Genomic DNA, 12,718 nt, shown 5'->3' on the forward strand with positions numbered 1-12,718 from the left:
CTGTATAGTCAAATAAGCAAGAAATTATCTAACATTGTATAACTACTTTAGACAGGGTTATTTTACTGTATAACCCTTTTAGACATCACCGGAAACCTGTATAGTTATTTTAGCAAAGGACACCTGGGCCTTTTTATTGTTTTCTTCGGTACTTGTTCGGTATTTGTTCGCTATTCCTTTAGGAAACCTTCGCAAAATAGCGAAGGAGTACCGAACAAGAAGCGAACGAAATACGAACAAGGAGATACCGGATTTCGGTTTAGAAGCGAACCAGGTCCCCGCCAATCTCAACCGAAAAAATGGGTTGGTATGGACCAATCCCGAAGGGCCCATTGTCCAAAAAAACTCACAGCATTCCTGCATAATCTTCTTGTAGGGAAGTACAAGCTCATTCGCTTTAATAGCACATGCGCCAAGAAATCGGTCTAGTAAAAACCTGTCAGCAGCACCAGAACAACCAGGGCCAGGGACGCAGACAACAGCCTGCCCCAATGCCGCTCGCACCCAAAAAAAACTTACACGGATTATATGGAAAGTGGCAGTTTTTGCGTCTTAAAGCCGGTAATCGAAAATTGTAGAGACTGATCAATGAGTGGAAACCGTCTGGTCTTATTTGCTGGGCTTGGCATTCCGAAGTCTGAATAGCCTTATCTTATGCGTCGACTTATCTATTTGCTTTCGCTATTCATCCTGGCCGGCGCCTTATGGGCTGGCTGTGGGGACAACAGCAGTGCCGCTGTGCCTACCAACCGTTGGTTCGACTCCACCGGTTTCCCCGCACAACCATTTGATCGCGTTGTACTGGTTTCTATCGACCCGCAGCAATCCATCGCTGCTACCACAGATTCAGGCGCTTTTATGGACCTTAGCCAAGTGAACTTTGTGGGTGAGACTGGCTACAGCATCGTAGATACTAACAACAATGTATTTCCAGCCAATGCACGTGTGATCGATCTCGATTCAAAACAGGTAAGGCAATTGCTTTCGCTGCTTACGGCTGCACCCTGCGTCGACAGCTTTACTGCCAACAAAACCTGCGCGCCTGCCTTCCTCGATGTATTTGTGTTTTACGATATTGTAAACAAGCCGGTTGCTCAGTTGCACGTTGATCCCCGCTGCGCCATCGCTCTATTCAGGCCCGATGAAACAGGTAGGATGTGTGACTTCAACAATCACGCGGATTTCGTAAACCTTGAATCATTGGTTAATGCAATCAGGCGTTCCGCAAATCCCGCCACCCCTTCTCCTGCACCAACTTTCCCATGACAGTGCAGGATAGACAACTGTGAAGGATAATCTAAATTTATCTGCTTGCTTGATCTACGCTTTTATTAAGACTGCAATCTACATGCAGGTATTTACTCCTGGCTTCCAACTCTCCACCAGGAATTTATCAGCTTGTGTTTTCCCCGGTTAGGTGAAACGTTTGCCATGACGTTTCGAAAGCTGCTTTGTTGTCATGCACCGATTCGTGCGTGCGGATGTTTCATGTCGTAACCAAAGCTGCCAGCAAATGCCTGCCGGGCGCAACTTGCTTTCCATAACCAAATAAAAGCCATATGAAAAGTTCTCTACCTTGTTCCTATCAGGGCACAGCCTTGTGCCCTGCTCCTATGCGCTTCACTGGTCTCCTGGCCAGGTGTAAGCCTTTCCTGATTGCACTATTCCTGTTAACCGGCATCGCATCCCGCGCCCAGTACCAGATGGAATACCTGGGCAGGGGCGTCGTAGCCGTACGCACCAGCAGCAGCCAGGTATATGTTGGCTGGCGCCTGCTCGGCACCGATCCCGCTGGCATCAGCTTCAATGTGTACCGCGGCACCACCAAGATCAACGCTTCTCCCATCACCGGCTCTACGAATGTTGTCGATGCCATCAGCACCAACAGCACCTATACCGTGCGGCCCGTGATCGGTGGTGTTGAACAGGCCGCTTCTGCGGGCGCCAATGTAACGACGACGGCTTATCTCAATGTGCCCCTGCAAATCCCTGCCGGCGGTACCACGCCCAGCGGTGAGGCTTACACGTACACCGCCAACGACGCTTCGGTAGGTGATCTCGATGGTGATGGCGAATACGAGATCGTACTGAAGTGGGAACCTTCCAATGCTAAAGACAATTCGCAGTCGGGTTACACCGGCAACGTGTACCTCGATGGGTACAAACTCAATGGTACCCGCCTTTGGCGCATCGATCTCGGCCGCAACATCCGCGCCGGCGCTCACTACACCCAGTTCCTGGTGTACGACTTCGATGGCGACGGCAAAGCCGAAGTAGCTTGTAAAACAGCCGACGCTACCGTAGACGGTGTAGGCACTGTGATCGGTACTGCCTCGGCCGATTACCGTAATACAAGCGGTTATATTCTTACCGGGCCAGAGTATCTCACCGTCTTCAACGGGCAAACCGGCGCTGCCATGGCCACCACCAATTACCTGCCCGCACGGGGTACCGTATCATCCTGGGGCGATAGCTACGGCAATCGCGTGGATCGCTTCGTAGCCAACGTAGCATATGTAGATGGACAGCGGCCCAGCATGGTCTTCGGCCGCGGCTATTACACCCGCCTCGTACGCGTGGCCTGGGATTGGCGCAACGGTCAGCTTACCCAGCGCTGGAACTTCGACAGCAACAGTAACAGTTCTTACGCGGGTCAGGGTAATCACCAGGTAAGCGTAGCCGATATCGACGGCGATGGCAAACAGGAAACCATCAATGGGTCGAGCGCCATCAACGACAACGGCACCGGCTCCTGGGCCAACGGCATGGGCCATGGCGATGCGCTGCACGTAAGTGATATGGACCCCGATAGGGCAGGCCTTGAAATATGGCAACCCTATGAAAGTCCGGCCAGCAATGGCCAGGTAGGCGCTGCGCTTGTGAACGCCGCTACCGGCGCACGCCTGTGGACGGTGGCCGAGCCGAGCACCGACGTGGGCCGTGGCCTCGCCGCCGACATCGACCCCCGTTATAAAGGGTATGAATGCTGGGCATCACGCGGTGGTCTTTATACGGTGAAAGGTGTGCAGATCACCACTTCCAAACCTTCCATCAACTTTGCCGTTTGGTGGGATGCGGATCTGTCGCGCGAATTGCTCGATGGTACTACTGTCAGCAAGTGGGATTATAATACGTCTACGACTTCGGCCTTACTATCGGCCAGCGGCACTTCTTCCAACAACAGCACCAAAGCAACGCCCAACCTGAGTGCCGATATCCTGGGCGACTGGCGCGAAGAAGTGATCCTCCGTGCTTCCGACAACAGCGGGCTGAGAATTTATACTACGACTATATTGGCCAGCAATCGCATCTATACGCTGATGCACGATCCGCAATACCGCATGGCCATTGCCTGGCAGAACACTGCTTATAATCAACCACCACATCCCGGCTTTTATCTCGGTACAGACATGAGCGCGCCGCCCACACCCAACATTGTGATGGTTGGAGCACCGCCTACAGGTGGCACCAGCATCACGATCGAAGAAAATACCAATGGCTTCTGCAGTGTGGAAGGCACAGTCGATAACAACAATGCCGGCTTTACCGGCGCCGGTTTCGCCAATGCCAACAATGCTGCTAATAGCGGCGTAAACTGGCGTATCAGCACCGGCGCCGCCGGAACGTATACACTCAGCTGGAGATATTCCAACGGTGGCGGCGCCGACAGGCCTGCACGCTTTCTCGTGAATGGCAGCACCACCGTGGCCAATATCAGTTTCCCGGCTACCGCCAACTGGACTACCTGGACCAATGTATCCTCCAATGTTTCCCTGCCTGCCGGTACCGTGAACCTGCGGCTGGAAGCGGTGAATGCCACCGGTCCCGCCAATATCGACAACATCACCATTACCGGTAACAATCCTGTGGCTGTAGCCTGCGCCAGTGCACGCATCGCCATGAATCAAATACTATCTGCTGCTGAACAAACCAAAATAGCCGTGTATCCCAATCCTGCCTACGGCAGTTTTCAACTCACTGCTCCGGGCGCTTTTGGATATGAAGCGTATGATGCAGCAGGCCGTTTGGTAGAACGAGGCAAAGCGCAGAACAGGATCGCTGTAGGCGCTTCCTGGAGTATCGGATGGTATATGGTGAAGATCATCAAAGATGGAGTAGTGACTTCTTCCAAAGTCATGAAGCAATAGCATGTTTTTTAGAATCGGTTAATGCGCTGTCGTAGCTATTGATGCCGGTATTGCAGGTTGGTTGCCAGGGTGCAGCTACCTGCTTTACCGGTATTTTTTGTTCGTTGTATAAAAGGAGTTGACAGAACAGTACAGGATGGAGAACTACAGGGCTTGGGCTACCTTTTCGACCGCTATATGAAAAAGAAAACGCTCCTGCTCAGCCTGCTTTTTTTGCATCTGTTGACGTATGTATCCGCTCAACGCCAAATGGAATGGCTCGGTCGTGGTGTGCACGCCATTGCACAGGCCGATGGTAAAGTATTCGTCAGCTGGCGACTCTTCGGCACCGACTCCCGCGATATTGCTTTCAACGTGTACAGGCAGCAAGCCGATGGCAAAGCCATTAAGCTCAACAAGCAACCGGTTTCCAACAGCACTTCTTTTATTGATACCAACCCTGACACAACCAACAGTCGATCCTATTTTGTAAAAACCCTGCTGAAGGGAAAGGAGGGTGCTGCCAGTGCTCCCTTTCTCCTGAAGCCCGGCACGCAACCTTATGTGTCGCTGCCGTTGAAAACACCGGCGGGTTATGCACCCAACGATGCTTCGGTGGGTGACCTTGATGGAGACGGCGAGTACGAGATCATTCTTCACCAAACTGGCAAAGGGCGCGATAATTCGCAGGCAGGCATTACCGATCCGCCCATCTTCCAGGCTTACAAAATGGATGGCACCCTGCTGTGGACCATCAATCTTGGTCGCAACATTCGCGAAGGCGCACACTACACGCAGTTCATGGTGTATGACCTCGATGGCGATGGCCGGGCCGAAATAGCGATGAAAACTGCCGACGGAAGCATCGATGCAAAAGGAAAGGTGATCGGCGACTCTTCCAAAGATTATCGAAATGACAAAGGTTATATATTGGCCGGACCTGAATACCTTACTGTATTCGATGGACTCACCGGCGCTGCCCTCTTCACCACCGACTATATTCCTGCACGATATCCTACCTCACTCAATCCATCTACCAACGACCTTAAATCGCTTTGGGGCGATGGCTATGGCAACCGCATGGACCGCTTCCTGGCCTGTATCGCCTACCTCGATGGCGTGCACCCCAGCCTCGTGATGTGCCGCGGATACTATACGCGCACAGTCGTGGCTGCCTGGGATTGGAAGAACGGCAAACTGACATCACGCTGGGTATTCGATACGCAAAACGGTTACCCTGCCTATGCGGGACAGGGCAATCATAACCTCACTGTTTCCGACGTGGATGGCGATGGAAAAGATGAGATCGTGTATGGCGCCATGACCATCGATGACAATGGCAAAGGATTGTATTCAACCGGCCTTGGGCATGGCGATGCATTACATGTTACCGACCTCGACCCCTCGAGGCCAGGCCTGGAGGTTTTCGATATCCAGGAGAGGTTTGATGACGCCGGCGCTAATTTTCGCGATGCAAAGACCGGCGAAGTGATCTGGAAGAAAGCCTCGGTAAAAGCGGGTGATGATGGCGAAGGTCCCGGCCGCGGACTGGCGCTCGACATCGATCCGCGCTATCCTGGTTACGAATGCTGGGTGGCTGGCGCAGGAATTACCGGTATGTTCGATGCCAAAGGCAATAAGATAGCAGATCGCACACCCGCCTGCAATATGGGTATCTATTGGGATGGCGATGTACTGAGTGAAATACTCAACGGTACCACCATCGATAAATGGGACTACCTCAATAGTAAGACCGATCGCCTGCTGCAGGCTGCTCAATACAATTGTGTCCATAACAATGGTACCAAATCAAATCCTGTACTAAGTGCAGATATATGGGGCGACTGGCGCGAGGAAGTAATCTATCGCACGGCCGATAACCAGGAGTTGCGCATCTTCTCCACCACCATTCCTACCACACACCGGTTCTATACCCTGATGCACGATCCGCAATACCGGCTCAGCATCGCCTGGCAAAATGTGGCGTATAACCAGCCACCGCATACCGGCTTTCACCTTGGTGAAGGCATGCAGCCGCCACCGGTGCCAAAAATTAAACTGATAAAGCAAATTGCACCCGGTCGTGACAACGCCCGCAAATAACAAACCGTCTTCAATCAATACCAAGCAAACTACTATGAACAGCAGGCCTTATAAATTCCTTCGCGCAGCGGCACTTTCCCTTTTTGTGGTCGCTTCGCTTTCATTCGTGCTCTGGCAGCAACAGAAACCTACTTTGTATATCATTGGCGATTCTACCGTTCGCAATGGCGATGGCAGTGGCAGCAACAATCAGTGGGGTTGGGGCAGTCTCGTCGCCCCTTTCTTTGACACCACTTCGATCGGTGTGCGCAACCATGCCATCGGTGGCCGCAGCAGCCGTACCTTCATCAATGAAGGGCGTTGGCAAAGGATACTCGATGTGCTGAAGCCGGGCGACTATGTGATCATGCAGTTTGGTCACAACGATGCCGGTCCGCTCGACGATACCGCCCGCGCCCGCGGTACCATTCGTGGCATTGGTGAGGAAAGCAAGGAGATCTACAATCCCATCACGAAAAAGCAGGAGGTGGTTTATACCTACGGCTGGTACATGCGTAAGTATGTTGCTGAGGCAAAAGCCAAAGGTGCAATAGCGATCATTTGCTCGCCCGTGCCGCGCAATAATTTCAAAGAAGGTAAAGTAAACCGCGCCAATGAAGATTATGGCAAATGGGCCCGTGAAACGGCTGCTGCCACCGGCGCCTTTTTTATCGACCTGAATAATAACATTGCCGATGAGTATGAAAAGCTGGGGCCCGACCAGGTGAAGACCTTCTTCCCCGCCGATCATACGCATACCAATAAAGAAGGGGCACAGGTCAATGCCGGTATCGTGGTAAAAGGGATCGCCGGATTGAAAGATTGTGACCTCAGGAAATTCCTGAATAAATAAACGACGTGATCGCAGAGAGGGCGGTAAGGTTATGGGGCGATGGAAAGTTGGCCGTGTCGGCGAGCGTGCAGGCGATCTGTAATTTTTGAACCGTACAACCGAGTAATATGTATAAGAAACTTGCCATTGCATTGGGTGCTGTGATGGTGTCGGCTACGACGTATGCGCAAGCCGTACCAAAGAAGAAGGACGTGTTGAAGGCCATGACCCTGGCCAACAAGTATTTTATGGCGAAATGGCCCGACCCGGGTAAGTCGATCATCACCAATCGCGAGCGGCCAAGCAATATCTGGACCCGTGCCGTTTATTACGAAGGGCTGATGGAGCTTTACCGCATCGATAAGAAGAAGGCTTATATAGACTATGCCTACGATTGGGGCAATAAACACAAATGGGGCCTGCGCGATGGCATCCGCACCCGCAATGCCGATAACCAATGTTGCGGGCAAACGTATATCGAGCTGTTCCTCAAAAGCAAAGATTCCACCCATATCCGCGACATCAAGGCATCCATCGATTTGATGGTACAGAGTGAGAAGCAGGATGACTGGAACTGGATCGATGCCCTGCAAATGGCTATGCCCGTGTATACCCGCCTGGGCGCTATTTACCAGGATACTTCCTATTACCGCAAGATGTACGACCTCTACAGTTTTGCCAAATACAAGCACGGCGGCAATGGTCTCTATAATGCTGCCGAGCAGCTCTGGTGGCGCGATAAGGACTTTGTGCCTCCCTATAAGGAGCCCAATGGCGAAGATTGCTACTGGAGCCGCGGCAATGGCTGGGTAGTGGCCGCATTGGTGCGCACCATGCAGTGGCTGCCGAAAACCGATCCTCACTTTGCAGAATACCTGCAGGATTATAAGGCCATGCTGAAAGCACTATTACCCATTCAGCGCGCTGATGGCTTCTGGAATGTGAGCCTGCACGATTCAACCCATTTTGGCGGTAAGGAGCTTAGCGGCACTGCCTTATTCGTGTACGGCATGGCCTGGGGCATCAACCACCAGGTTATCGATAAAGAGACTTATCTGCCTGTTTTGGGGAAGGCCTGGAATGCGCTGGTGCAGGATTGTCTGCACCCTACCGGAATGCTGGGATATGTACAAGGTACGGGTAAGGAGCCCAAAGATGGTCAGCCCGTAGGATACACCAATATCCCGGACTTTGAAGATTATGGGCTTGGTTGTTTTCTACTGGCGGGTTCGGAAGTGTATCAATTAAAACGGTAGCACTCAGCGCATATACGAGAACCGTTGGTAATCAGCCATCCCCGACGACAAGATAATAACAACTGACGTCTTTGCATAAGGCACCCCATTGGACCGCGTCACCGGCCCGGGGTTTAATGGCGTCCAAAGAAAAAAAGATCAGCCTGCTTTTGCTGGTTTTGGTACACGGTGTCGTCCAATAAAGGACATACCCCCAAAATCAACGCATGAAGTTACTGGTACTCGTATTAACGGTTTTGCTTGTGAGCCCGGCGCTTTTGGCCCAACAGAAGGTGACGGGAAGCATTAAAGGAAAGGTGGTGGATGTGCAGAACAACCTGCCCCTGCCCGACGCTACCATCACCATTATGAGTAAGGAGGATTCGGCAGCCGTTGGTTTTGCTGTGGCAGATAAAGCCGGGGCCTTCGAGATCAAGAACGTGCCAGGCGGTGCTTTCCTGCTCAGTATCAGCTTTACCGGTTATGCGCCTATCAACCGCTCCATCGATATTACGGCCGCCCGGCCGGTGATCGACCTCGACTCCATCAAACTGAAGACGGATACTTCCATGCTGGCCAGCGTTATCGTAACCGTGCCGCCCATTACCATTAAGAAAGATACGGTCGAGTTCAGGGCCAGTGCCTTCAAGACCAAGCCCAATGCAACGGTAGAAGACCTGCTGAAGAAATTGCCCGGTGTAGAAGTCGACAAGGACGGTAATGTAACCTCACAAGGCGAAAATATCCCTAAGGTATATGTAGACGGTAAAGAGTTCTTTGGTAACGATCCAAAACTGGCCACCAAGAACCTGACAGCCGAAATGGTGGAAAGCATCCAGGTGTTTGACGATATGAGCGACCAGGCCAAGTTTACCAAGATCGACGATGGCAGCCGCCAGCGTACCATCAATATCAAGCTAAAGAAAGACAGGCGAAAAGGATTGTTTGGCCGCACCACGGTAGGTGGGGGCAGCAGCGAACGCTATACGGGCAATCTTTCACTCAATATGTTCGACGAAGACCAGCGGCTCTCTATTGTGGGCGGTGCCAATAACATTAATCGCCTTGGCTTTACGGCTACCGACGTCGTGAGTGGCATGGGCGGTATGGGTGGATTTAGCGGAGGCGGCGGCGGTGGTCGTGGCGGACGCGGCGGTGGTGGCGGAGGCGGCAGCGCCGGCAATGGCAATACCAAAAACTGGAATGTGGGCGTGAATTACCGCGATAACTGGGGAAAAAAGATGGAGTTCAACGCCAACTACTTTGTGTCGAATACCAGCACGATCAATCGCAGCAAGAGCTACCGGCAGAATCTTTTCAAGAATGACTCTACTTCCCTCAGCGACGAGCAATCGTACCAGCGCAATGATAACCTCAATCACCGTTTTGGTTTCCGTTGGGAGTATATGATCGATAGCATGAACTCGATCCTGCTGACACCGAATATCTCAATACAGCAGTCTGAATCGGAAAGTTTCGATTCAATCGTCACGGTAGCGGCTTCTCCTAAAAACCATTATAAGGCGATCGAGGGCACCAGTGCGCGCAGCAATCAGCGCGATGGGGTGAGCTTCAATAACAACCTCTTGTACCGTCACCGGTTCAAAAAGCCGGGCCGCACCTTCACCATTGGCTGGAATACAGCCGTGAATGACAGCGAAGGTGATGGTTACAACTCTTCTCCCTACAATTATTATAAACCGGATAGTACCCTTAATTACAGAAGAGATCAGCGTCAACACAACGAGCAGATCACCAGTTCTTTCAACAACACGGTAAGCTCCTCCCTGACAGAGATGCTGGCCGAAGGAAAGATCCTGGAGCTGAACTATGCTTACTCGGTCAATGAAAGTACCAGCGATCGCAAGGTGTTTGACTTTGCTCAGAATACCGGCGCTTACGATAGCGTGAATAAAAACCAGACCAACTACTTCGAGAATACCTTTATCTCGAGCAGGGTAGGTACCAACTTCCGCGTAAAGAAACTGAAGTATGACTTCCAATTGGGCGGCGCAGTGCAGTTTGCCACCCTGAAGAACATGAGCCATCGTGCCATGACCGGCAAGGATAGCTCCATGAGTCAGCGCTATACCAACTTCTTCCCCAATGCCAACTTTAATTATAATCTTGGCACCCGCAAGAGTCTGCGCTTCGGTTACCGCGGCAGCACCCGGGCTCCCAGCATCAGCCAGTTGCAGGATGTGGTGGATCAAAGCAATCAGTTGGTGTACCGTACCGGTAACCCCAACCTGAAACAGGAGTTTACCAATAACTTCAACTTCAGTTACAATACGTTCAACGTAACCAATTTCCTGTTCTTTAACCTGAACCTGAATGCTACCATGATCAGCAACCGGATCGTAAACAGCATGGAGAAGGTGAACTCAACCGTGCAATTGATACGTCCGGTGAACCTGGATGGCGCCTGGAATGCTTCGTTCTCCGGCACCATTGGTATTCCGCTGGTTAAAGTGACCACCGGTAAGCGCAGCCCGATGAACGTGAACCTCACCAGCAGCGTACGGTACAACCGCGATGTGAGTCAGCAGGAAGGCGTAATGGGATATAATACGACTACCAGCCTGGGTGAGCGTATCCGCTTCGACTATAATATTCCCGAGAAACTCGATGTAGGTGCCAGTGCCAACTTCAATTACAACGATGCCCGCTACGGGTTCCAGCAGAATAACAACAACCGGTATTTCAACCACAACTATTCACTGGATGCTACTTATACCTTCCTCAAACGGGTAATGATCAGCAGCGATTTTGATTATTTTGTGAACAGTGGCCGTGCGGATGGGTTCAACCAGCCCATTCCTTTGTGGAATGCCAGCATTGCCTGGGTGCTGTTCAAAAAGCGCAATGGTGAGCTGCGCTTCAGTGTAGTGGATCTCCTTAATCAGAATAAGAATATCGACCGTACCATCAATGAGTATTACATCGAAGACTCTTATACGGAAACCCTGCGTCGCTACTTCCTAGTTACTTTCATGTACAACCTCAACCGCTTTGGTGGCAGAAGACAACAGGGTAACAACAATGGAGGTAGTATGCAGCAACGCCGGCCGATGGGCAATGGTGGCGGGGGCGGTGGCGGACGTGGCCGCTTTTGATCGCGGAGTGATATTTAGTAAGTAAGTCTACTCAATGAGTAGGGTGTTGTATCTTTACCGGATACACCCATACCATGCGTCAATTCTTTACCCTCTTTCTTTTCTTATTATTCTTACAGGCAGTGCAAGCCCAGCTGCCCAGTAAATTCCAGGGGCAGGGGTCCATTAAAGCTGTATCTACCGAAAGCCGGCCCGTGCAAAGGCAGTGGAAAGGCGTCTTTACCTTTCCCCGCGGCGATGTTCAATTCTGTAATCAGTTTCCGGCCGCCCGGCTAAACGGGCTTACACAGGAGAACGACTCTGTCTATAGCATTTTGATCACTTCGGAGAATACGCCGGTCAATGGAAGTCCGTGGTATGCATTTAAAGTTTGGTCGAAACGGCCCCGTACTATCAACATAAAACTTACCTACCAGCAAGGCGCCAGTCACCGGTATAATCCCAAAGTGAGTAAGAACGGGCGCAACTGGAGCGCGGTGAATGGTGAACGGGTGAAGCGTGCGGACGATACGCTGTCGGTAGCCTACCAGTTTCGCATCGAGGTGAGCCGTGATACGACCTGGGTGGCAGCGCAGGAGCTATATACCTCCGCCGACGTTTACAAATGGGCGGCGGCGTTGGGCAGGAAGATGTCCTGGCCACTGTCCACCATAGGCGAAACGCATTGGGGAAGGCCCGTCATGTTGCTGAAGGCGGGTAATCTCCAAAGCAGGAACAGGGTGCTGATCATTGGAAGGCAGCATCCGCCCGAGGTAACCGGTCAGCTGGCGGAACAGGCTTTCGTGGAAAGGGTGGCTGCGAACGATTCTTTGGCAACAGCATTCCGCGAACGGTTTCTGTTGTATGTGGTACCGCTCATGAATCCGGATGGTGTGGATGAAGGCTTCTGGCGGCACAATGCCGGTGGGGTTGATATCAACCGGGACTGGCAGGCTTTCCACCAGCCCGAGACCAGGGCCATGCGATCATTGCTGGAAAAAGAGATCACGGGAGCCGGCAATAAGTTGTGGTTTGGCCTTGACTTCCATTCCACCCACGATGATATATTTTACATAGTTGATCCGGCGCTGCGCGGATCACTACCCGGGTTCATAAAGGACTGGCTGCAGGCTTTTCAACAACGGATACCTGGTTATGAGCCAAACATTAAGCCGCTTTATAGCGAGGGGCCTACTTCTACTTCTTTCAGTTACTTGTTCAAGAATTATGGTACTGAAGCTTTGGTGTATGAGATCGGCGACAATACATCGCGGGAGTTTATCATACAGAAAAGCAAGGTAGCGGCAGAAGCCATGATGCAATTGTTGCTGGAGCGGGTACCGTAAG

Annotated in this window: 7 protein-coding genes; all 7 read left to right on the forward strand. The window is 51.8% G+C overall.

Features of this window, described 5'->3' with window-relative positions; all coding sequences use genetic code 11:
- The first annotated feature begins 654 nt into the window (after positions 1-654).
- The 7 genes from P2H89_RS34735 to P2H89_RS34765 all read left to right on the forward strand — a co-directional run bounded on the left by P2H89_RS34735 (position 655) and on the right by P2H89_RS34765 (position 12,717).
- On the forward strand, positions 655-1,266 hold the full coding sequence (locus P2H89_RS34735) for a hypothetical protein (RefSeq protein ID WP_275836070.1): 612 nt from the start codon (positions 655-657) through the stop codon (positions 1,264-1,266).
- Positions 1,267-1,559: 293 nt separating this feature from the next.
- Positions 1,560-4,148 carry a carbohydrate-binding protein gene (locus P2H89_RS34740; protein WP_275836072.1) on the forward strand — a complete coding sequence of 863 codons (2,589 nt, stop codon included), beginning with the start codon at positions 1,560-1,562 and terminating at the stop codon, positions 4,146-4,148.
- A 177-nt stretch (positions 4,149-4,325) separates the two neighbouring features.
- A complete protein-coding gene (locus P2H89_RS34745; protein WP_275836074.1) occupies positions 4,326-6,230 on the forward strand; it encodes a rhamnogalacturonan lyase in 1,905 nt (634 codons plus the stop codon).
- A gap of 34 nt (positions 6,231-6,264) precedes the next feature.
- Positions 6,265-7,062 (forward strand): rhamnogalacturonan acetylesterase, encoded by a 798-nt coding sequence (locus P2H89_RS34750; RefSeq protein WP_275836076.1) that lies wholly within the window; start codon positions 6,265-6,267, stop codon positions 7,060-7,062.
- A 107-nt stretch (positions 7,063-7,169) separates the two neighbouring features.
- Complete coding sequence (locus P2H89_RS34755; protein ID WP_275836078.1) at positions 7,170-8,297, forward strand: glycoside hydrolase family 88 protein; 1,128 nt, start codon at positions 7,170-7,172, stop codon at positions 8,295-8,297.
- A 206-nt stretch (positions 8,298-8,503) separates the two neighbouring features.
- The gene (locus P2H89_RS34760) at positions 8,504-11,392 is read left to right on the forward strand and encodes a TonB-dependent receptor (protein WP_275836080.1); all 2,889 of its coding nucleotides are present in this window, start codon (positions 8,504-8,506) and stop codon (positions 11,390-11,392) included.
- A 74-nt stretch (positions 11,393-11,466) separates the two neighbouring features.
- The gene (locus P2H89_RS34765) at positions 11,467-12,717 is read left to right on the forward strand and encodes a M14 family metallopeptidase (protein WP_275836082.1); all 1,251 of its coding nucleotides are present in this window, start codon (positions 11,467-11,469) and stop codon (positions 12,715-12,717) included.
- The last annotated feature ends 1 nt before the right edge of the window (position 12,718 follow it).

Source organism: Paraflavitalea sp. CAU 1676 (genome assembly GCF_029223285.1).
In the GTDB taxonomy this organism is placed as follows: domain Bacteria; phylum Bacteroidota; class Bacteroidia; order Chitinophagales; family Chitinophagaceae; genus Paraflavitalea.